We start from the raw sequence: 21830 nt of genomic DNA, 5'->3' as shown, positions 1-21830 counted from the left end.
GGGTCTAGCGTGCTCGGGTGACCTCGCGCCCCACGTCCGCACCGGCCCGCACCCACTCCGCGTCCACGGTGGTCGCGGCGACCCCGGCGGCCGTGTACGCGCTGGTCAGCGACGTCACGCGGACCGGCGAGCACAGCGACGTCGTCGTCGGGTGCTGGTGGGACGCGCCGCCCGGCCCGCAGGGGCCGCAGCCGGGTGACCGCTTCACCGGCCGCAACCAGACCCCCGAGCGCACATGGGAGACCCGCTGCACCGTCGAGGAGGCGGTGCCGGGCCGGCGCTTCAGCTGGCTGGTCGGCGAGGGTCTCGTGCGGTGGACCTACGAGCTGGAGCCCGTCGAAGGCGGCACGCGGCTCACCGAGCGGTGGGAGTTCCTGGAGGACGGCATCCGCGTCTTCGGCGAGCGCTACGGCGAGCGGGCCGGCGCGGAGGTCGAGCAGCGCACGCAGGCGGCGCACCGGGGGATGCCCCGGACGCTGGAGGCGCTGCGCACGGCCCTCGAGCAGCAGGCCGGCTGACCGTCACCGCGGGCTGCGGCGCCGCCGGGCCAGCAGCACGCCGCCGAGCAGGACGAGGAGGCCGGTCGCGGCGAGCACCGGGGCGAACAGCACGGTGTCGCCGAACACGTCGAGGGCGACGTACGACAGCGCCCCCACGAGGTAGAGCCCGCCGAGCGCCAGGTGCACCCTCCGGTCCAGCGCCACCCCGGCGGCGATGGCCGCGGCGCCGAGCACGAGGAAGGCCACCGCCGTCGGCGTCCCGCCGATCTCGAGGAGCGCCACCGCCAGGCCAGCGGCCAGCAGCGCGCCGAGGTGGGGCCAGAAGGCCTCGCGCCGCAGAGACCTCCGGTCGAGCGCCACCCCCGCCGCGGCCAGGCCGACGGCCAGCAGCCACGCGGCCACCTGGCGCCCCAGGTCGCTCCCGCTGCCGCTGCTCAGCGCGTCGCCGAGGTCGAGCACCAGCGAGCCGAGCGCCGCCACCAGGGGCGCCAGCAGGAAGCTCGTGCGGTGGCGAGCCCACGCCGCCACCGCGGCCACCAGCGCCGACACCTCCATCACCATCCAGGCCGAGCCGCCCCAGTCCGCGAAGGCGTCGTAGTCGGCGTAGGGCGGCGCGCCCAGGGCTCCGGTGGCGGCGTGGGCGGCGAAGACGACCAGCGGCACCGTGCAGACGGCCACCGCGGCCACCACCCCGGCGGCCGCCGTCCCGGTCCCGCTGCGCCCGGTCCCGCTGCGCCGGGCCCGGTGGCGGAGCAGCTCGGCCAGCACCACGAACACCACGAGGTAGCCGCTGACGATCCCCAGGCCGGCCCCCGGGCCGTACTGGGCCCAGCCGGACCCGGCGAACACCGACATCGCCAGCAGCGCGATGACGCCGCCGGTGTACACGGCCACCTCGGCCGCGCGGGAGCGCTGACCGGGCGGGGGCTCGTCGGTGCACCGGAACCGGTGCGCCGGGGGCTCGCCTGCCACGGGCGGGGCGTCGGAACGCTCCACCAGCGCCGCCCAGAGCGCGTCGGCGGCCTGCGGCACACCGGCCCGCTCGGCGGCGCGCTCCAGCTCCGGGCGGGTGACCGTCAGCGCCGTCTCGTCGTCCACCCCGACAGGGTGGCGCGGGTCAGCTCCGCTCGGCCAAGGGCGCGCCGGGCCGCTCGCCCGCCGGCTCGGCCGGGGGCAGCCCGGCCACCCGCTCGGCCACCCCGCGGGCGATGTCCTGGGCGGTGAGGCCCGCGGCGGCCAGCACCTGGGCGCGGCTGCCGTGCTCCCAGAACCGCACGGGCACCCCGACGACGCTCACCGGGACCTCCACGCCGGCGTCGGCCAGGGCCTGCGTGGTGCAGGCGCCGACGCCGCCGGTGCGCACCCCGTCCTCGACGGTGAGCACGAGGCGGTGGCCGCGGGCCAGGTCGACGACGGCCTCGTGCACGGGCAGCACCCAGCGCGGGTCGACGACGGTCGCGCTGATGCCGTGCGCGGCGAGCCGCTCCGCCACCTCCAGGGCCAGCGGGGCGAACGCGCCGACCGCGACCACCAGCACGTCGCGCTGGGCGGGCTCCCCGTCGGAGCCGGTGCCGCTGGAGCCCGTGCGGGCCAGCACGTCCACGCCGTGGGCGCCGCCCACGCGCTCCAGCGCCGGGACGGACTCGGGGGCGGCTCCCTTGGAGAACCGCAGCACCGTGGGGGCGTCGTCGACGTCGAGCGCCTCGGCGAGCTCCTCGCGCAGCGTCGCGGCGTCGCGCGGGGCCGCCAGGCGCAGTCCCGGCACCACGGCGAGCAGGCTCATGTCCCAGATGCCGTGGTGGCTGGGGCCGTCGTCCCCGGTGATGCCGGCGCGGTCCAGCACGAACGTCACGCCCGCGCGGTGGAGGGCGACGTCGAGCAGCACCTGGTCGAAGGCGCGGTTGAGGAAGGTCGAGTAGACCGCCACCACCGGGTGCAGGCCCGTGTACGCCAGACCGGCGGCGGCCGTGGTGGCGTGCTGCTCGGCGATGCCCACGTCGATGACGCGGTCGGGGTGCTCGGCGGCGAAGCGGTGCAGGCCCACCGGGATGAGCATCGCGGCGGTGATGCCGACGACGTCGGCGCGGCGGCGGCCGACCTCGACCATCTCCTCGGCGAAGACCTTGGTCCAGGTCGGTGCCGCGCCGGCGGGCGCCAGGGACTGGCCGGTGTCGGGGTCGATGACGCCGACGGCGTGGAACCTGTCGGCCTCGTCGGTCTCCGCGGCGGAGAAGCCGTTGCCCTTGCGGGTCATGGCGTGCACGATCACCGGGCCGCCGAAGGCCTTGGCCCGGCCGAGCGCGTGCTCGAGCGCCTCGACGTCGTGCCCGTCGACCGGGCCGATGTACTTCATGCCGAGGTCCTCGAAGAGGCCCTGCGGGGCCACGAAGTCCTTGAGGCCCTTCTTCATCCCGTGGAGGGTGTCGTAGGCCATCCGGCCCGGCGCCCCGCCGCGGGCGAGGGTGGCCTTGCCCCACTCGAGGAAGCGCTCGTAGCCGCGCGTGGTGCGCAGGGTGGCGAGGTGGTGGGCCATGCCGCCGATGGTCGGCGCGTAGGAGCGGCCGTTGTCGTTGACGACGACCACCAGGCGGCGGTCGGCGTCCGCGGCGATGTTGTTCAGCGCCTCCCACGCCATGCCGCCGGTGAGCGCGCCGTCGCCGATGACGGCGACGACGTGCCGGTCGGCCTGGCCCTGCAGGGCGAAGCCCTGCGCGATCCCGTGCGCCCAGCTCAGCGAGGTGGAGGCGTGGGAGTTCTCCACGACGTCGTGGGCGGACTCCTCCCGGCTCGGGTAGCCCGCCAGGCCGCCGCGCTTGCGCAGGCCGGAGAAGTCCTGGCGGCCGGTGAGCAGCTTGTGGACGTACGACTGGTGGCCGGTGTCGAAGACGACGGCGTCGCGCGGGGAGTCGAACGTGCGGTGGATCGCCAGCGTCAGCTCGACCACGCCGAGGTTGGGCCCGAGGTGCCCCCCGGTGCGGCTGACCTCGCGCACGAGGAAGGTCCGGACCTCGTCCGCCAGCTCGCGCACCTCGGCGACGGACAGGCGGCGCAGGTCGCGCGGACTCGTGATCTGCGGCAGCAGGCCCACCGGCTGCCCTCCCCTCGTGCTGCGCCGCCGCGCGGGGTGCGGGGCGGTGCGAGAGCCGAGTCTAGGCAGCGGCGCTGATCGCACCCGCCGAGCGCGCCAGGTCCCGCACACCACCTGCACACCTGCCGGACCGGTGTGCCGGACGTCACCCGGTGGGGGGCCTCACAGCCGGGGCGGGCGCCGCACCCCGCGCAGCGCCTCCGCCACGAGGGCGACGCCTCGGGAGGCGGCGGCCAGGCGGGCCTGCTCGGAGTCGAGGGCGTCCAGGGCCCGCTCCACCACGTCGACGCCCACGGCGCCGGCGAGGTCGGTGCGCAGCGTGGCCACGGCCCGCCGCTGGCCCTGGGCCTGCGCCGCGACGTGGTGGCCCGCCAGCACCGCCAGCACGAGCGGGTGGCGGACCAGCACGTCGTGCGCGCGGTAGTCGGGCGGGCAGAGGTCCAGCAGCCAGGCGCTGGCGGTGCGGACGAACCCGTCGGTGTCCGGCGGGTGGACCTCGCGCGGCCAGCCGGGGGGCACGTGCGCGCTCACGGGTGCATCACGGGCTCGATCACGGGGAGCAGTGCACCAGCGCCCACCGACACCCCGTCAGGCACCCCGTCAGGCGGAGACGGCCAGTCCCTCGGCGCCCTCACCGGAGAGGCTCACCGAGCCGCCGTCCACAGCGACGCGCAGCGGAGACCCCGCCACCCGCAGGCCCGCCACCTGGAGCGCCCCGAAGGGCGAGCCCGGCACGGGCGCGACCGCCAGGTGGCCGCCGGGCACGTCGGGCCGCACGCCCAGCACCGCCGCCAGCACGGCCACGGCGGACGCCGCCGACCACGCCTGCGGCCGGCACGAGGCGGGGTACGGCACCGGCGCGGGCACGCCGCCGGGACCGGAGCGCGCCTCGCCGCCGTGCAGCTCGGGCACCCGGTAGCCGAACGCCTCGGCGGCCTCGAGCAGGCCCGTGGACAGCACCGACACCGCCTCGGCGTGCCCGTCGCGGGCAGCGCCGGTGATGGCGATCGCGGTGTCGTGGGTCCACACCGAGCCGCCGTGGTAGCTCAGCGGGGAGTACCCGGCCATCAGCGAGCTCATCGTCCGCAGGCCACGGCCCTCGGCCAGGTCGGGCTGCACCAGCCGGCGCGCGACCAGCGCCGACTCGGCGGCGCTCAGCAGGCCGGTGCCCAGCAGGTGCCCGGGGTTGGACGTGACGGAGTCGACCGGCGCACCGGTGGCGTCCAGCGCGATGGCCACGTGGCGGCCCAGCTCCCCCTCCACCCAGAACCGCTCCCGGAACCGGGTGGCCAGGTCGGCGGCCCACGCGCGCCAGCGGTCCCCGCCGCTGCGCCGGAAGGCGTCGAGCAGCGCGGCAGCGCCGAGCGCCGCCTCGTGGGCGTACCCCTGCACCTCGCACAGCGCTATCGGTCCCGCCGCCAGGCGGCCGTCGGACCACTGCACGGCGTCGCCGGAGTCCTTCCAGCCCTGGTTGGCGAGCCCGGTGCCCGCCCCCGCGCCCGCGTAGCGCAGGAAGCCGTCGCCGCGGTCCGCGGCGCGCGCCATCCACTCCAGCGCCCGCTCCAGGTGGCCCAGCAGCGGCTCGACGTCGGCGGCGGGCAGGCCCCAGCGCCAGGCGTCGTGCAGCAGGCACACCCACAGCGCGGTGGCGTCGACGGTGCCGTAGTAGACCGGCGGCAGGAACGCGGTGCCACCGGCCTGCTCGGCCTCGCTGGCGGCCCGGCGCACCTCGTGGAGGATCTTCCCGGGCTCCTCGCCGGTCTCGGCGTCGTCCCGGACCCCCTGCCGCGCCGCGAGCACGCGCAGCGTGGAGGCGGCCAGGTCGGTGCCCAGCGGCAGCAGCATCCGCGCCGCCCAGAGGGAGTCGCGCCCGAAGAGCGTGAAGTACCAGGGGGCGCCCGCGGCCAGGAAGACGTCGTCCCCCATCGGGCCGGCGGCACCGCCGGTGGTCCGCATGCGCAGGGCCTCGAGGTCCTCCAGGGACCGGGCGACCCACCGCGCCAGGCGCTGGTCGCCGCTGCTCACGGCCAGCTGGTCGGCCCAGCCGGCACGGGGGGCGGGCCCCACCACGGCGCCCTCGTCGCGCGCCTCGACCCGCCAGGCGGCGCTCCACCGCTGTCCCGGCGCCAGGTCCACGCGCCAGGTCAGCGCGGCCAGGGCTCCGCGGACGACGACGACGGCGCCGGGGGCGACCACGCGCGCGCTCACGCCGTCGCGCTGCCAGGACAGCCCGCCGTCGTCGTCGGCCCGGGGGGCCACCGCGGGCGCCGAGCGCCCGCCCTTGACCACGTCCATCGCCACGAGGTCCGCGGCGAGGTGGACCGTCACCTCGGTGCTCACGGGGGTGCGGGCGGAGCTGACCAGCACCAGCTCCTCGGCGAGGCCGTCGGGGGTGACCCGGCGGCGCTGCTCCAGGCGCACGGTGGGGTCGGGGGCGTCGTCACCGAGGTGGCGGGCCACGGAGACCACCAGCTGGCCGTCCGCGCCGTCCGGGGCGGCCAGCACGGACGTCGGCGCGGCCCCGCCGACGGTCGCCACCAGCGCGGACAGCACCCGCACGTCCCCGCACCACAGGCCCTGGGTCCCGTCCGAGGTCCCGAGATCGCCGACAGCGCCGACGGCGCCGCCGGGGCCGCACCACAGCTGCACCGGCGGCGCCAGCGCGGCCACGAGGTCGTGCAGCCACGGCTGCAACAGGCGCTCGGTGGAGGGGGTCGGCGCGGGGGCGGGGGCGGTCGCGGCGGGCTTCGCCTCGAGCAGGTGGGAGGGGCCGGAGCTCACCGTCGGACTCCTTCGAGCAGGCGGGTGGGGGATCTTCGAGTTGACATCCCCGGAGGTCGACACGACAGTACTCACGACCGGTTTGAACGTTCAAACGGAACGGCGAAGGCGCCCTCGCTGCGGCGCCGACGCCTGTTGACGCAGCCAGGAGGTGGCCCGTGACCAGCGCAGACGACCGCGTGACGCTCGTCAGCGTGGCGCGCGCCGCGGGGGTCTCCCGCCAGACCGTCAGCAACGCCCTCCACGCCCCCGGCAGGGTCGCGCCGGAGACGCTCGAACGCGTCCTCGCGGCGGTCGGGGAGCTCGGCTACCGCCCCTCGCTCGCGGCGCGGCAGCTGCGCACCAACCGCTCCCGCACCCTGGGCCTGCGCCTGGAGCACTGGGGCGGCGGCATCAGCGGCTCGGTGCTCGACAGGTTCCTCCACGCCCTCGTCGACGAGGCCCAGGGCCGCGGGTACCGGGTGGTGCTGTTCACCGCCGACGACGACGCCGGCGAGGTCGCCCGCTACGACGAGCTGCTCTCCAGCGGCCAGATCGACGGGTTCGTGCTCACCAGCACCCACCACGGCGACGCCCGGACCGCCTGGCTGCTCGAGCGCGGCGTGCCGTTCGCCACCTTCGGTCGGCCCTGGCCCGCGCCGGGGTCCGGGCAGCCGGTCCCCACCGACCACTGCTGGGTGGACGTCGACGGCGCCGCCGGCACCCGGGCGGCCACCGAGCACCTCATCGCCGCCGGCCACACCGCGCCGGCCTACCTCGGCTGGCCGGACGGCTCCGGCACCGGCGAGGACCGTCGCCGCGGCTGGGCGCGGGCCCTCGCCGAGGCGGGAGGCTCCCCCGCCGGCGCCCTGGAGCTGCAGGTCCCGGACTCCACCGCGGCCGCCTTCGCCGCGGTCACGGACGCCCTGACCAGCGCCTCCGCGCCGGCGCCGACCGCCCTGGTGTGCGCCAGCGACTCCCTCGCCCTGGGCGCCCGGGGAGCGGCCACCAGGCTCGGCCGCTCCCTGGAGGTGGTCGGCTTCGACGACACCCCGGTGGCCGACGCGATCGGCGTCTCCAGCGTGGCGCAGCCGCTCGGAGAGGCCGCCACCCTCGCCGTCGACCTGCTCCTGGCCCAGGTGGAGGCCGGCCCCGAGGGACCGCCTCCCCCGCGCCAGCACCTGCTCGCACCCCGCCTGGTGCTGCGCAGCGCCCCCTGACCGCACCGACCGCACTCCCCCCGCACCGACCGCACTCCCCGAGCGACGCCGAAGAAGACGACGAAGGAGAACCCATGTCCCACAGCACGCCCACCGGCCCCTCCCGCTCCGAGCGCTCCGGTCGGCGCGCCCGCCGGTCGCTCGCGAGCGCCGCGGTGCTCGCCGCCGGCGTCCTGGTGCTGTCCGCCTGCGGCGGCAGCGGCTTCAGCGACACCGGCTCGCAGGGCTCCTCCGGCGGCGCGAGCAGCGGCGGCGGCCAGCTGCAGGTGCTCATCGGCTCCTCCGGCCAGGCCGAGACCACCGCGGTGACCGACGCCGTGGCCGCGTGGAGCAAGGAGTCGGGCACGCCGGCGCGCGTCTCCGCGGCCTCCGACCTCGCGCAGGAGCTCAGCCAGGGCTTCGCGGCCAAGACCCCGCCGGACGTCTTCTACGTCTCCTCGGACCTGTTCAACTCCTACGCCGCCAGCGGCGCCCTGGAGCCCTACGGGGACCAGCTGAGCAACGCCGGCGACTTCTACCCGGTGCTCAAGCAGGCCTTCACCCGCGACGGGAAGCTCTACTGCGCCCCGAAGGACTTCTCCACCCTCGCGCTGGTCATCAACACCGACCTGTGGTCGAAGGCCGGCCTCACCGACGCCGACATCCCCACCACCTGGGACCAGCTGAAGACGGTGTCGCAGAAGCTCACCGGCAACGGGGTCGTCGGCCTGTCGACGTCGGCGGAGTACTCCCGGCTCGGGGCCTTCATGGCCGAGGCCGGCGGCGGCCTGGTCAAGGACGGCAAGGCCGTCGCCGACAGCCAGCAGAACGTCGAGGCGCTGCAGTACGTGCAGTCGCTGGAGTCCGACGGCTCCTTCAAGTTCGCCAAGGACCTCGGCGCCGGCTGGGGCGGGGAGGCGTTCGGCACGGGCAAGGCCGCCATGACCATCGAGGGCAACTGGCTCGTCGGGTCCATGGCCAGCGACTACCCGAACGTCAAGTACAAGGTGGTCGAGCTGCCCGCCGGCCCGGCCGGCAAGGGCACGCTGACCTTCACCAACTGCTGGGGCGTGGCCGCCGACTCCAAGAACAAGGAGGCCGCGGTCAAGCTCGTCGAGGACCTCACCTCCTCCGACCAGCAGCTGTCGTTCGCCAAGTCGTTCGGCGTCATGCCCTCGCTGCAGAGCGCGGCGCAGCCGTTCCAGCAGGAGTTCCCGGCGCAGGCGGCCTTCCTCGCGGGCGCGTCCTACGCCACCGCGGTGCCGAACCAGGAGGGCGTCTCCGACGTCATCACCGACCTGAACTCCCAGCTCGAGGGCCTGGGCACGGGTGACCCGAAGGCCATCCTGCAGCGCACCCAGACCAACCTCGAGGCCGCCCTCAAGAGCTCGGGGAGCTGACCCGTGGCCGCCCTCACCACGCAGAGCGCGGCCACCACACCGACCCCCTCGCGGCGGCGCCCCGGACTGGCGCGCCGCCGCGAGGCCGGGGCGGGGTGGCTGTTCACGGCCCCGGCGCTCGTGCTCGTGCTCCTGTTCATCGCCCTGCCCGTCGTCATGGCGCTGTGGGTGTCCATCACCGACTGGCGCGGGCGCGGCAGCCCCTTCGAGGCCGGCGTCCCCGTCGTCGGCCTGGACAACTACACGGACCTGCTCGCCGGCGGCGGCCTGCCCACGCAGGACCTCGGCACCGCGCTGCGGAACAACTTCTGGTACGTCCTGCTCGTGGTCCCCACCCAGACGGTGGTGGCGCTGCTGCTGGCCAGCGCGGTGAACAACCGGCTGCTGCGGGGCCGCGGGTTCTTCCGCACCGCGTTCTACTTCCCGTCCGTCACCAGCTCGGTGGCCATCACCGTGGTGTTCCTGTTCCTGTTCAGCGCCTCGGGCGCGGTGAACCAGGTGCTGTCGTGGCTGGGCATCAACGGGCCCAACTGGTTCGCCGACCCCGACGGCGTCCTCCACCTCCTGCTGGGGGTGGTCGGGATCGACTCCGCCCCGGGGCTCCTGGCCGACCACGGCCTGCTGGGCATCTCGTGGTGGGACTGGCTGGCCGGCCCGAGCGTCGCCATGACGGCCCTGATCCTCCTGGCGATCTTCACGACGTCGGGGACGTTCATGCTGCTGTTCCTGGCGGCGCTGCAGAACATCGCGGGCGAGGTCTCCGAGGCGGCCACCATGGACGGCGCCAACGCCTGGCAGCGGTTCGTCTACGTCACCGTGCCGATGCTCCGGCCGACCCTGTTCACCGTCCTCACCCTCGGACTGGTGGGCACGTGGCAGGTCTTCGACCAGATCTACACCGGCACGCAGGGCGGTCCGGCCAAGACCACCATCACGCCGGCCTACCTCAGCTACACGACCTCGTTCGTCAACGGCCAGTGGGGACAGGGCGCGGCGATCGCGTTCATCCTCTTCGCGATCATCGTCGTGCTGACGCTCGTGCAGCGCGCCGTGCTGAAGGAGCGGTGATGGGGACGACGACGACCGTCGAGCGCCCGGAGGCGCCCGCACCCGCTCCGCAGCCGGCGCGGCGCCCGCGCCGGCGGTTACGGTGGACGACGGCGACCTCGTACACCGTCTTGACGGTGCTGGCGCTGGTGTACGTGCTGCCGTTCCTCGTGCAGCTGGCCAACAGCTTCAAGACGGACGCCGCGGCCACGGCCGACCCGCTCGACCTGCTGCCCTTCCCCCCGACCCTCAGCGCGTACGCGCAGCTCTTCACGGGGCAGCCGTTCGCCCTGGCGGCCACCAACAGCGTGGTGGTCGCGGTGTGCGTGACAGCGGGACGCGTGTTCTGCAGCTCGCTGGCCGGCTACGCCCTCGCGCGCCTGCGCTTCCGCGGGTCTTCGCTGGTCATGGGGCTGTTCCTCGCGGTCATCGCGGTGCCGCCCGTGGTGCTGCTGATCCCCAAGTTCCTCGTGCTCAACACGCTGGGGATCTACAACTCCTACACGGCGCTGATCATCCCGCTCGTCGCGGACGCCGCCGGCGTCTTCATCATGCGGAACTTCTTCGCCTCGCTGCCCACGAGCGTGGAGGAGGCGGCCAAGCTGGACGGCGCGGGCGCGTTCCGCACGTTCTGGTCGGTGGTGCTGCCGATGGCGCGCCCGGCGGTCATCACCATCACGATCCTCAGCTTCCAGGCGTCGTGGAACGAGCTGAGCCACTTCGTCGTGGCCTCCAACGCCCCCGAGCTCGTCACGCTGACCAAGCTCGTCGCGCAGCTCGCGTCGGGTGGGCTGGGGCAGGCCAACCAGTACCCGCTGAAGCTGGCGGCGGCCCTGCTCATGACGATCCCGGTCGCGGTGCTCTTCTTCGTGTTCCAGAAGAAGATCATGTCCACGGCCGAGGGCGCCGTGAAGGAGTAGTCCCCCGCTCCTTCCCACGCGCGCGAGGGGGCCCGTCCGGCAGCTGCCGGACGGGCCCCCTCGTCGTCGTCCCCCGCCCCCTCCCTTCCGCGACGATCAAGGAAGCTGCACCCGCCGAGTCGTGCACGACTTCCTTGATCGTCATGGAAAGGGGGCTGGACGAGGTGGCAGACGGCGACGAGGCCGGCCCGAGCGCCCCGTGAGGGGCGCCGGACCGGCCTCGTCGGACCAGCGCTGCTGGTCAGGCGCTCAGCAGGCTCCGCAGCACGTACTGCAGGATGCCGCCGTTGCGGTAGTAGTCGGCCTCACCGGGGGTGTCGATGCGCAGGCGCGCGTCGAACTCGGTCACCGTGCCGTCCTGCTTGGTCGCCGTGACCTTCAGGGTGCGCGGCGTGGTGCCGGAGTTGAGCTCGGTGACCCCGGCGATGTCGAAGGTCTCCGTTCCGTCCAGGCCCAGGGAGTCGGCCGACTGCCCCTCGGGGAACTGCAGCGGCAGCACGCCCATCCCGATGAGGTTCGAGCGGTGGATGCGCTCGAAGCTCTCGGTGATGACGGCCTTGACGCCCAGCAGCGTGGTGCCCTTGGCGGCCCAGTCGCGCGAGGAGCCCGAGCCGTACTCCTTGCCGCCGAGCACCACCAGCGGGGTGCCCTGCGCGGCGTAGTGCTGCGCGGCGTCGTAGATGGTCTCCTGCGGGCCGCCCTCGACCGTGAAGTCGCGGGTGAAGCCACCGGCGACGTCGTCAAGGAGCTGGTTGCGCAGCCGGATGTTCGCGAACGTGCCGCGGATCATCACCTCGTGGTTGCCGCGGCGCGAGCCGTAGGAGTTGAAGTCCTTGCGCTCGACGCCGTGCTCGGCGAGGTAGCGCCCCGCGGGGCTGTCGGCCTTGATGGAGCCGGCCGGGCTGATGTGGTCGGTGGTGACCGAGTCGCCCAGCTTGGCCAGCACCCGCGCCCCGGAGATGTCCGAGACCGGCGACGGCTGCGACTGCATGCCCTCGAAGTACGGGGGCTTGCGCACGTAGGTCGACTCGCCGTCCCAGCTGAAGACGTCGCCGTCGGGCGTGGGCAGCGACTGCCAGCGCTCGTCACCGGCGAAGACGTCGGCGTAGTCCTTGGCGAACATCTCCTGGGTGATGGAGGTGCCCACCACCTCGGCCACCTCGGCCGCGGACGGCCAGATGTCCTTGAGGAAGACCTGCTGGCCGTCCGAGCCGGTGCCGATCGGGTCGGTCTCCGGGTCCCAGTCCATCGTGCCGGCGAGGGCGTAGGCGATGACCAGCGGCGGGGACGCCAGGTAGTTCAGCTGGACGTCGGGGTTGATGCGGCCCTCGAAGTTGCGGTTGCCGGACAGCACCGCGGCGACGGCGAGGCCGCCCTCCTGCACCCCGGCGGAGATCTCCTCCGGCAGCGGGCCGGAGTTGCCGATGCAGGTGGTGCAGCCGTAGCCCACCAGGTGGTAGCCGAGCTTCTCGAGGTAGGGCACCAGGCCGGCGCGCTCGTAGTAGTCGGTGACGACCTTGGAGCCGGGCGCCATGGAGGTCTTCACCCAGGGGCGGACCGACAGGCCCTTCTCCACGGCGTTGCGGGCCAGCAGGCCCGCGCCGACCATGACGAACGGGTTGGACGTGTTGGTGCACGAGGTGATCGCGGCGATCACCACGTGGCCGTGGTCGAGGTCGAAGGACTCCCCGCCGGCCACCGTCACCGGCACCTTCTTGGACGGGCGGCCCGCCGGGGTGGGCAGGTCCCCGCCGGAGTGCACCGGCGCGGAGCCGTTGCCGCCGGAGGCCGACGGCGCGTCGGAGGCCGGGAAGGTCTCCTCGAGCGCCTCGTCCTGGGAGGTGCCGGAGTCCTGCCCGTCGGCACCCACGTACGTCGGCAGCGTCTTGCGGAACGAGGCCTTGGACGCGGACAGCTCGATGCGGTCCTGCGGGCGCTTCGGGCCCGCGATGGACGGCACCACCGTGGACAGGTCCAGCTCGAGGCGCTCGGAGAAGCGCGGCTCGGAGGACGGGTCGTGCCAGAGGCCCTGCTCCTTGGCGTACGCCTCGACCAGGGCGACCTGCTCGTCGGAGCGGCCGGTGAGGCGCAGGTAGTCGAGCGTGATGTCGTCGACCGGGAAGATCGCGCAGGTGGAGCCGAACTCCGGGCTCATGTTGCCGATGGTGGCGCGGTTGGCCAGCGGCACGGCGGAGACGCCCTCGCCGTAGAACTCCACGAACTTGCCGACCACGCCGTGCTTGCGCAGCTGCTCGGTGATGGTGAGGACGACGTCGGTGGCGGTGGCGCCGGCGGGGATCTCGCCGGTGAGCTTGAAGCCCACGACGCGCGGGATCAGCATGCTGACGGGCTGGCCGAGCATCGCGGCCTCGGCCTCGATGCCGCCGACGCCCCAGCCGAGCACGCCCAGGCCGTTGACCATGGTCGTGTGGGAGTCCGTGCCGACGCAGGTGTCGGGGTAGACGACCCCGCCGCGGTCGTAGACCACGCGCGCCAGGTGCTCGATGTTGACCTGGTGGACGATGCCGGTGCCCGGCGGGACCACCTTGAAGTCGTCGAAGGCGCCCTGGCCCCAGCGCAGGAACTGGTAGCGCTCACCGTTGCGCTCGTACTCGATCTCGACGTTGCGCTCGAAGGCGTCCTGGCGGCCGAACACGTCGACGATGACGGAGTGGTCGATGACCAGCTCGGCCGGGGCCAGCGGGTTGACCTTGGACGGGTCACCGCCGAGCTCGGCGACGGCCTCGCGCATGGTGGCGAGGTCGACGATGCAGGGCACGCCGGTGAAGTCCTGCATCACCACGCGCGCGGGGGTGAACTGGATCTCGGTGTCCGGCTCGGCCGAGGGGTCCCAGCCGGCGAGCGCGCGGACGTGGTCCGCGGTGGTGTTGGCGCCGTCCTCGGTGCGCAGGAGGTTCTCCAGCAGCACCTTGAGGCTGAAGGGCAGGTCAGCGGCGCCCTCGACCGCGGAGAGGCGGTAGAGCTCGTAGCTCTTGGAGCCGACCCGCAGCTCGCCCCTCGCCCCGAAGCTGTCGACGCTGGTGCTCTTGGTGCTTCCCGAGCTCATGCCCGTCCTCCCGCTCGACCGATCTCCGCTGACCGCAGACCATCCTCGCCCACGCCCGGTGTGCGTTCGTCATCGGGCACGGCTGACTGAAGTACCTTGAGCTCAAGATACCTCGTCGGGCCCACGGCCTCCCGCCGCGGGAGCGGGTCTCAGCGGGGTCGGCGCTCCTGCCGCCCGCGGGGCACGACCAGCGGCGTCCCCGTGACCGGGTCGGGGACGACGACGCAGGCGAGGCCGTAGACGCGCTCGACCAGCTCTGCCGTGAGCACCTCGGCCGGAGGCCCGGCGGCCACCACAGCGCCGTCGGCCATGACCACGAGGTGCGTGGCGTAGCGGGCCGCGTGCCCGAGGTCGTGCAGGACGGCCACCACCGTCGTCCCCGCCTCGTGGAGGTCGGCGAACAGGTCCATCAGCTCCACCTGGTGGGCGATGTCCAGGAAGGTGGTCGGCTCGTCGAGCAGGAGCAGCGGGGTCTGCTGCGCCAGCGCCACGGCCACCCACACCCGCTGGCGCTGGCCACCGGACAGCTCCTCCACCAGCCGGTCGCGCAGCTCGTCCACCCCGGTGGCGACCATCGCCTCGGCCACGGCCACCTCGTCCGCCGCCGACCACTGCCGCACCAGCCCCTGGTGGGGGTAGCGGCCGCGGGCCACGAGGTCGCCCGCGGTGATGCCCTCGGGCGCGCTGGCCGACTGCGGCAGCAGCCCGATCCGCCGCGCCGCCTCCTTGGGCCGGTAGGAGGCGAGGGTCTGCCCGTCGAGCAGCACGGTCCCGCCCTGCGGGCGCAGCAGCCGGGAGAAGGCCCGCAGCAGGGTCGACTTGCCGCAGGCGTTGGGCCCGACGACGGCGGTGAAGGACCCGTCGGGGACCGCGAGGGAGAGGTCGTCGGCGACGGCGCGCCCCTCGTACCCCAGGCGCAGGTGCTGCGCCTCGAGCCTCGGCAGCCTCGACGCCGCCCGACCGGTCTGCTCGCTCACGCCGCCGCCCTCCCCGGCCTCCGGCTGCGGACCAGCAGCAGCGCCAGCAGGTACACCCCGCCGCCCACCACGGTCACCACGCCCACCGGCACCCCGGAGGCGAACCGCTGCGCCGCCTGGTCGGCCGAGAGCAGCAGCAGGGCCCCCACCAGCGCGGACCCGAGCAGCGGCAGCCCCGGCCCGCGCATCGCCAGACGGGCCACCTGCGGCGCGGCGAGCGCCACGAAGGCGATCGGCCCGGAAGCGGCGGTCACCACGGAGACCAGGGCGACGCCGACGACGACGAGCGCCAGCCGGGCCCGCTCCACGGGCACGCCGTGGGCGCTGGCGGTGTCGTCACCGAGCTCCAGCTGGCGCAGCGCCGCCGCGAGCAGTGCGAGCAGCGGCGCCAGGAGGGCCAGCGCCGCCAGCGCCCACCGCAGGTCCTGCCAGCCGACCAGCGACAGGGAGCCGGCGCCCCAGACCGCCCCGGCCATGGCCACCTCGGTCTGGGCGCGCAGCAGCAGGTAGGTGTTGGCGGAGTGCAGCACCGCCGTGGCGGCGATCCCGACGACGACGAGCCGGTAGCCCTGCACCGTCCCGCGCACGCGCGCCAGGGCGTAGACGGCGGCGGCGGTGAGCATGCCGCCCACCAGCGCGCCCGCGGTGGTGGAGACCCCGCCGCCGGTGGACCCGGTGGCCGACCCGGTGGTGGCGGAGAAGGCTGCGCCGGCGCCGCCGCCGAGCACGGTCAGCGACAGCAGCGCGCCGGTGTAGGCGCCGGTGGAGAAGCCGATGACGTCGGGCGAGCCGAGGGGGTTGCGGGTGAGGGACTGGAAGACCGCCCCGGAGGCCCCCAGCGCAGCGCCGAAGGCCAGCGCCGCGAGCACCCGCGGCAGCCGCCACCCCAGCACGATCGTGCGCTCGAAGCCGGCGCCCGGGTCGAGCACGGCGGTGAGCACCTGGGCCGGGGAGAGCGGGTAGTCCCCCGTGCCCAGGGCCACGACCGCGAGCGCGGCGCAGGCGGCGGCCACCGCCAGCCCCACCACCAGCGGCCGCCGGTGCAGGCGGATGCCGACCACCGGCAGCCGCCCGCCGCGCCAGCCCTCCCGCAGCCCCACCGACGCGCTCACGGGGCCGGCACCCGCTGGCGGCGGACCAGGGCGATGAGCACGGGGGCGCCGAGGGCGGCGGTGACCACGCCGGCGGGCAGCTCCCCCGGACGCAGCACGACGCGCCCCACGACGTCCGCGAGCAGCAGGAGCACGGGCGCCGCGAACGCGCAGCAGGCCACGAGCCACCGCTGGTCGGGCCCGACGGCCCACCGCACGGCGTGCGGCACCACGAGCCCCACGAAGGCGATCGGCCCGGCGGCCGCCGTCGCCCCGCCGGCCAGCAGCGCCACCGCGCCCACGGACGCCGCGCGGACCAGCCAGACCCGGGCGCCGAGGGCCTGGGCGAGGTCGTCGCCGAGCGCCACGGCGTTGAGCGCGGGCGTCAGCGCCAGGGCCACCACCAGCCCGGCGGCCAGCAGCGGCCACACCGCCGCGAGCCCGGACCAGCCGCGGTCGGCGAGGTTCCCGCTCTCCCACACCACGAGGGCGGAGAAGGCCTGCGGGTCGGACAGGCGCAGGGCCGAGGTGAGCCCGGCGAGCACCGCGCCGAGGGCCAGCCCGGCGAGCAGCAGCTGGACGGGCGAGCCGCGCCCGCCGCTGGTCGAGGCCCCCACCAGCTGCACGAGCACGGAGGCCAGCAGCGCGCCCAGCAGCGCGGCCCAGACCCCGCCGCCGGTGGCCGAGGCCCCCAGCACGCCCACCGCCACGGCCGCGGCGAAGGAGGCACCGGCGGTGACGCCGAGGACGCCCGGGTCCGCCAGGGGGTTGCGCGTCACGGCCTGGACGAGGGCGCCGGAGACGCCCAGGGCCGCGCCGGCGGCGAGCCCCAGCACCGTGCGCGGCAGCCGCTGGTCGACGACGACGCCCGCGTCCGTGCCCGCTGGCGCGGCCCCGCCGCCCAGCGCCGACGACAGCGCGTGCAGGACGGTGGCCGGCGGCACCGGGCGCGAGCCGACGGCGAGGCTCAGCCAGACCGCCACGAGGAGGCAGGCGGCCATGACGAGCAGCGCCGCGCGGCGCCGCCGGGCCCTGGTCATGCCGTCCTCACATCCGTGAGGTTAGCCTGGCCTCACTCGAAGGTCGCCGGGAGATCTCCTCGCCGTCCCCGGCGCCGTCCCAGCCTGCTCGCCCCCCGCCCGTCCCGCCACCGCTCAGGAGTCCCCGTGCGCCGCCGCGACCTGCTCGCCCTCGTCCCCGCCACCGCGATCGCCGCGGCGCTGGCCGCGTGCTCCTCGGGAGGCACCGCCTCCGGCGGGACCTCGTCGGCGGCGCCGTCCGGCTCGGCCAGCGGCTCGGGCGGTGCCGGCTCAGCGTTCCCCGCCACGGTGCAGACCAAGTTCGGCGACGTCACCGTCACGGCCGCCCCGCAGCGCGTGGTCGCGCTGGGCTGGGGAGACGCCGAGACGGCGCTCGCCCTCGGCGTGCAGCCCGTCGGCGCCTCCGACTGGCTGGCCTTCGGCGGCGAGGGCGTCGGCCCGTGGGCCAAGGGCCTGTACACCAAGGCCCCGACGATCATCGCCACGCTCGAGCCGTCCTACGAGGCCATCGCGGCGCTCCAGCCCGACCTCATCCTCGACACCAAGAGCTCCGGCGACGCCGCCCGGCACCAGCGCCTCTCCCAGATCGCGACCACGGTGGGCGTGCCCACCGGCGGGGACAGCTACCTCACCACCACCCGCCAGCAGGTGGAGCTGGTCTCCACCGCGCTGGGCAAGCAGGCCGAGGGCCAGCAGCTGCTGGAGGGGCTGCGCGAGGGCTTCGAGGCCGCCGCGGCCGCCCACCCGCAGTGGAAGGGCCGCACCGCCACGGTGGCCACCAAGACCTCCAACGGCTGGGGCGCCTACGTCGCCGCCCCCGGCGCCGAGGGCTCGGACCCGCTCGGCGGGCGGGTGGAGTTCATGGAGGCCCTCGGCTTCCAGCAGAACCCGAAGATCGCCGCGCTGCCGGCCAACTCCGGCGGCTTCAGCGTGGACGTGTCCACCGAGCAGCTGGACCTGCTGGACGCCGACGTCGTCGTCGCCTTCCCGATCTTCATCCCCACCAGCGACATCACCGGGGACGCCGCCTGGGGCGCCGTGCCGGCGGTGGCCGCGAAGCACGCCCTCGTCATCGACGGGGACACCGCCAGCGCGTTCTCCCTGGGCACCACGCTGGCCACCCAGTACGCCCTGGAGCAGCTGGTGCCCCAGCTGGAGACCGTCTCCCCCTGACGGGTCGTCAGGCGCGCGTGAAGCGCGCGACGGCCTCCACGTGGTGGGTCTGCGGGAACAGGTCGAACGCGCGCAGCGCGTCGAGGCGGTACCCCAGCTCCCCCAGCACCGCCACGTCGCGGGCCAGCGCCGCGGGGTCGCACGCGACGTGGACCACCGTGCGGGGCCGCAGCGCCGCCACCCGCTCCAGCACCGGGCGGCGCGCGCCGACCCGCGGCGGGTCGAGCACCACGACGTCCACGTGCTCGTCGTCGGCGGCCATGGCCGCGAGCGCCCGGTCCACCCGGCCCGGCAGCACCCGCACCTGCGGCAGGTCGCGCAGGTTGCGGCGGGCGTCGGCCACCGCCCGCGCGTCGCCCTCCACGCTGACGACGCCGCCCTCGGCGCCGACCTCCTCGGCCAGCGCCGCGGTGAGCAGCCCGGCGCCCGCGTACAGGTCGGCCACCCGGTCGCCCGGCTCCAGAGCGGCGAAGGCCACCACGGCGCCCGCGAGCGCCGCCGCGGCACCGGGGTGCACCTGCCAGAAGCCGGAGCCGGTCACCCGGAACGTCCGCGGCCCGCGGGGCAGCTCCACCTCCTGGGCCACCCAGGTGCGGCCGCGCACGCGCGCCAGGCCCTCGTCCCCCACCACCGCCAGGGACGACGGCACGGGCGGGGTCGGCAGGCGCAGCCGGCGCCCCTGCCCGTCGCCCGTGCGGCGCGGGGTCACCACGAGCAGGCGGTCCTCACCGGGCTGCGGGGCCACCACCTCCACCGCCTCGGCGCCGGGCCAGGTCACCGCGCGCGGGTCCAGCTCGGCGGCGCGGGGGGCGGCGATGCGGCAGTCGTCCACCTCCACCACGCGGTGGGAGCGGTGCTCGCGCAGGCCGAGGCGCCCGCCCGGGCCCACCGCGTACTGGACGCGCGTGCGCCAGCGCAGCCCGGCCTCGACGTCCACCCCGTCGCCGTCGACGGCCTCCACCACCAGCCCCGACCCCGCCGGAGCGCCGACCACGCCCGCCAGGGCGGCGGCGTCGAGGCCGGCGAGGCGCTCCAGCTGCTCGGCGACCACCGCGGCCTTGAGGGCGCGCTGCGCGGGCGGCGCGGCGTGCTGCCAGTCGCAGCCGCCGCACAGGCCCGGCCCGGCCCACGGGCACGGCGGCGCCACCCGGTCCGGGGAGGGCCGCAGGACCTGCACGGCGTCGGCGCGCCAGTAGCTGTCGCGAGGGGCGCCCTCGGTGACGCGGGCCAGCACGCGCTCGCCGGGCAGGGCGTGGCGCACGAACAGCACCCGGCCCTCGTGGCGGGCCACGCAGTGGCCGCCGTGCGCGACGGCGCCGACCTCGACCTCCACCTCCAGGCCCACGGGCGAGACCTCGGACGGTGCCTGCTCGGTGCTCACCGGGACTGCCCCTCTGCTGCTGACGACGCTGACGACGGGGAGTACGGGGAGGACGACGACGCTGACGGGGGCGCCGGCCTGGCCAGACCCCCCTGGCGCACCGAGCCGGCCGCGGGGCCGTCCCAGCGGTCCTCTGCGCCTGCGGAGGAGCTCAGCTGGAACGGCACGCTGGCCACCACCACCCCGGGCGTGAACAGCAGGCGCCCCTTGAGCCGCAGCGCCGTCTGGTTGTGCAGCACCTGCTCCCACCAGTGGCCCACCACGTACTCGGGGATGTAGACCACCACCAGGTCTCGTGGCGACTCCCGGCGCAGGTCGCGCACGTACTGCACGATCGGGCGCGTGATCTCGCGGTAGGGGCTCTCCAGCGCCTTCAGCGGCACCGGCAGGTCCAGCGCGTTCCACTGGCGCTGCAGCGCCGCGGTGTCCTCGGGCTCGACGTCCACCGTCAGCGCCTCCAGCACCGACGGCCGGGACACCCGGGCGTACGCCAGCGCCCGCAGCGTGGGCCGGTGCACCTTGGAGACCAGCACGATCGCGTGGACCTTGGACGGCAGCAGCTTGGCCGCCGGGGTGGCCTCGACGGCCAGCTCGGCCGCCACCCGGTCGTAGTGCTTGCGGATGGCCCGCATGAGCACGAACAGCACCGCCATCCCCAGCAGCGTGATCCACGCGCCGCGGGTGAACTTGGTGATGAGCACGATCACCAGCACCGACCCGGTCATCCCCACGCCGACCGCGTTGATGATCCGCGACCGCACCATCCGCGAGCGCTCGCGGGGGTCGGTCTCGGTGGCCAGCAGGCGGGTCCAGTGCTTGACCATGCCGGTCTGGCTCATGGTGAAGGAGATGAACACGCCCACCACGTAGAGCTGGATGAGCTTGGTGACCTGCGCGTCGAAGGACACGATCAGCACGATGGCCACGCCGGCGAGCGCGATGATCCCGTTGCTGAACGCCAGCCGGTCCCCGCGGGTGTGCAGCTGGCGCGGCAGGAAGCCGTCCCGGGCGAGGATCGAGGCCAGCACCGGGAACCCGTTGAAGGCGGTGTTGGCCGCGAGCACGAGGATCACGCCGGTGGCGATGGTCACGAGGTAGAACGCCGGGGGGAACCCGGCGAAGACGGACTGCGCGATCTGCCCGATGACCGGGTCCTGCACGTAGCTGCCGCCCACCGGCGCGCCGTCGCGGATGAGCTGGGTGGCCGGGTCCTCGGCGAACTGCACCCCGGTGGCGCGGGCCAGCAGGATGATCGCGAAGAGCATGACGATGCTGATGCCGCCCAGCAGCGCCAGCGTGGTGGCGGCGTTGTGGCTCTTGGGCTTGCGGAACGCCGGGACGCCGTTGCTGATGGCCTCCACGCCGGTGAGGGCGGCGCAGCCGGAGGAGAACGCGCGCGCCAGCAGCAGCGCCCCGCCCAGCCCGGTCAGGCCGGCCTCGTAGCCGGGCTCGGCCACCAGCCCCAGGCCGGCGCTCTCGGCCGGCGGCAGGTCGCCCAGCACGAAGCGCAGTCCGCCGACGAGCGCCATGACGCCGATGGCGCCCATGAAGACGTACGTGGGGATGGCGAAGGCGGTGCCCGACTCGCGGACCCCGCGCAGGTTGAGGGTGGTGAGCACCACCACCACCGCCACGGCGATGAGCACCTCGTGCCCGTTGAGGAACGGCAGCGCCGCCGAGGCGTACTGGGCCCCCGAGGAGACCGAGACGGCCACCGTGAGCGTGTAGTCGCACAGCAGCGCCGCCCCCACCGTCACACCGCCGGTGCGACCGAGGTTGGTGGTGACCACCTCGTAGTCGCCGCCGCCGGAGGGGTACGCGTGCACGTTCTGCCGGTAGGACGAGACGACCACCACGAGCACCAGGACGACGACGAGCGCGATCCACGGCGACAGCAGGTACGCGCCCGTGCCGGCGATGGCGAGGGTGAGCAGGATCTCGTCGGGGGCGTAGGCGACCGAGCTGAGGGCGTCGGAGGCGAACACCGGCAGGGCGATGCGCTTGGGCAGCAGCGTCTCGCTGAGCTTGTCGCTGCGCACCGGGCGACCGACGAGCAGCCGCTTCACCGCGTCCGTGATGGGCACGAGCGTCGATGGTAGGCCGGACCGGGGGTCCCGGGGTGCGTCCGACCCCGCGGACGGCCCCGACGTCCCCGTCGTCGCCGTCGTCGTCCTCGTCGTCCCCGTC

At 75.2% G+C, this 21830-nt stretch carries 16 protein-coding genes; 6 read left to right on the top strand and 10 right to left on the bottom strand.

Features of this window, described 5'->3' with window-relative positions:
* The first annotated feature begins 17 nt into the window (after positions 1-17).
* Positions 18-518, top strand: coding sequence for an SRPBCC family protein (locus H7K62_RS08865; protein ID WP_186717600.1), 501 nt, complete (start codon positions 18-20; stop codon positions 516-518).
* Positions 519-521: 3 nt separating this feature from the next.
* Here the strand turns inward: H7K62_RS08865 and H7K62_RS08860 are convergent, their stop codons facing one another.
* The 4 genes from H7K62_RS08860 to H7K62_RS08845 all read right to left on the bottom strand — a co-directional run bounded on the left by H7K62_RS08860 (position 522) and on the right by H7K62_RS08845 (position 6369).
* On the bottom strand, positions 522-1598 hold the full coding sequence (locus H7K62_RS08860) for a hypothetical protein (RefSeq protein ID WP_186717599.1): 1077 nt from the start codon (positions 1596-1598) through the stop codon (positions 522-524).
* A 19-nt stretch (positions 1599-1617) separates the two neighbouring features.
* A complete protein-coding gene (gene dxs, locus H7K62_RS08855) occupies positions 1618-3588 on the bottom strand; it encodes a 1-deoxy-D-xylulose-5-phosphate synthase (protein ID WP_186717598.1) in 1971 nt (656 codons plus the stop codon).
* Positions 3589-3750: 162 nt separating this feature from the next.
* Positions 3751-4119: a hypothetical protein gene (locus H7K62_RS08850; protein WP_186717597.1), complete on the bottom strand. Its 369-nt coding sequence runs from the start codon at positions 4117-4119 to the stop codon at positions 3751-3753.
* Between the two features lie 69 nt (positions 4120-4188).
* Positions 4189-6369, bottom strand: coding sequence for a glycogen debranching N-terminal domain-containing protein (locus tag H7K62_RS08845; protein WP_222437315.1), 2181 nt, complete (start codon positions 6367-6369; stop codon positions 4189-4191).
* 158 nt (positions 6370-6527) lie between these two features.
* On the opposite strand from H7K62_RS08845, the gene H7K62_RS08840 reads away from it, so the two are divergent.
* The 4 genes from H7K62_RS08840 to H7K62_RS08825 all read left to right on the top strand — a co-directional run bounded on the left by H7K62_RS08840 (position 6528) and on the right by H7K62_RS08825 (position 10914).
* Positions 6528-7568, top strand: coding sequence for a LacI family DNA-binding transcriptional regulator (locus H7K62_RS08840; protein ID WP_186717596.1), 1041 nt, complete (start codon positions 6528-6530; stop codon positions 7566-7568).
* Between the two features lie 74 nt (positions 7569-7642).
* Positions 7643-8947, top strand: coding sequence for a sugar ABC transporter substrate-binding protein (locus H7K62_RS08835; protein WP_186717595.1), 1305 nt, complete (start codon positions 7643-7645; stop codon positions 8945-8947).
* A 3-nt stretch (positions 8948-8950) separates the two neighbouring features.
* Complete coding sequence (locus H7K62_RS08830; RefSeq protein ID WP_222437314.1) at positions 8951-10015, top strand: carbohydrate ABC transporter permease; 1065 nt, start codon at positions 8951-8953, stop codon at positions 10013-10015.
* Positions 10015-10914: a carbohydrate ABC transporter permease gene (locus H7K62_RS08825; RefSeq protein ID WP_186717594.1), complete on the top strand. Its 900-nt coding sequence runs from the start codon at positions 10015-10017 to the stop codon at positions 10912-10914. The genes H7K62_RS08830 and H7K62_RS08825 overlap by 1 nt, the downstream gene beginning before the upstream one ends.
* A gap of 241 nt (positions 10915-11155) precedes the next feature.
* Here the strand turns inward: H7K62_RS08825 and H7K62_RS08820 are convergent, their stop codons facing one another.
* The 4 genes from H7K62_RS08820 to H7K62_RS08805 all read right to left on the bottom strand — a co-directional run bounded on the left by H7K62_RS08820 (position 11156) and on the right by H7K62_RS08805 (position 17089).
* Complete coding sequence (locus H7K62_RS08820; protein WP_186717593.1) at positions 11156-13981, bottom strand: aconitate hydratase; 2826 nt, start codon at positions 13979-13981, stop codon at positions 11156-11158.
* A gap of 149 nt (positions 13982-14130) precedes the next feature.
* Positions 14131-14958, bottom strand: a complete 828-nt coding sequence (locus tag H7K62_RS08815; RefSeq protein ID WP_186717592.1) for an ABC transporter ATP-binding protein — start codon at positions 14956-14958, stop codon at positions 14131-14133.
* Positions 14955-16070: a FecCD family ABC transporter permease gene (locus H7K62_RS08810; RefSeq protein WP_186717591.1), complete on the bottom strand. Its 1116-nt coding sequence runs from the start codon at positions 16068-16070 to the stop codon at positions 14955-14957. Before H7K62_RS08810 ends, H7K62_RS08815 begins: the two co-directional genes overlap by 4 nt.
* Positions 16067-17089 carry a FecCD family ABC transporter permease gene (locus H7K62_RS08805; RefSeq protein ID WP_186717590.1) on the bottom strand — a complete coding sequence of 341 codons (1023 nt, stop codon included), beginning with the start codon at positions 17087-17089 and terminating at the stop codon, positions 16067-16069. The genes H7K62_RS08810 and H7K62_RS08805 overlap by 4 nt, the downstream gene beginning before the upstream one ends.
* 126 nt (positions 17090-17215) lie before the next feature.
* Here H7K62_RS08805 and H7K62_RS08800 point away from each other — a divergent pair, with 126 nt between their 5' ends.
* Entirely contained in the window at positions 17216-18262 is a 1047-nt protein-coding gene (locus tag H7K62_RS08800; RefSeq protein WP_370591685.1) for an iron-siderophore ABC transporter substrate-binding protein, read from the top strand.
* A gap of 7 nt (positions 18263-18269) precedes the next feature.
* Here the strand turns inward: H7K62_RS08800 and H7K62_RS23275 are convergent, their stop codons facing one another.
* Together H7K62_RS23275 and H7K62_RS08790 are read right to left on the bottom strand one after the other, a co-directional pair.
* The gene (locus tag H7K62_RS23275; RefSeq protein ID WP_222437313.1) at positions 18270-19643 is read right to left on the bottom strand and encodes a class I SAM-dependent RNA methyltransferase; all 1374 of its coding nucleotides are present in this window, start codon (positions 19641-19643) and stop codon (positions 18270-18272) included.
* Positions 19640-21727 carry an APC family permease gene (locus H7K62_RS08790; RefSeq protein WP_370591684.1) on the bottom strand — a complete coding sequence of 696 codons (2088 nt, stop codon included), beginning with the start codon at positions 21725-21727 and terminating at the stop codon, positions 19640-19642. Before H7K62_RS08790 ends, H7K62_RS23275 begins: the two co-directional genes overlap by 4 nt.
* Positions 21728-21830 lie beyond the last annotated feature (103 nt).

Source organism: Quadrisphaera sp. RL12-1S (genome assembly GCF_014270065.1).
Taxonomy (GTDB): domain Bacteria; phylum Actinomycetota; class Actinomycetes; order Actinomycetales; family Quadrisphaeraceae; genus Quadrisphaera.
The sequence above is the reverse complement of the archived record's forward strand: the minus strand, read 5'-3'. Positions and strand labels throughout refer to the sequence as shown.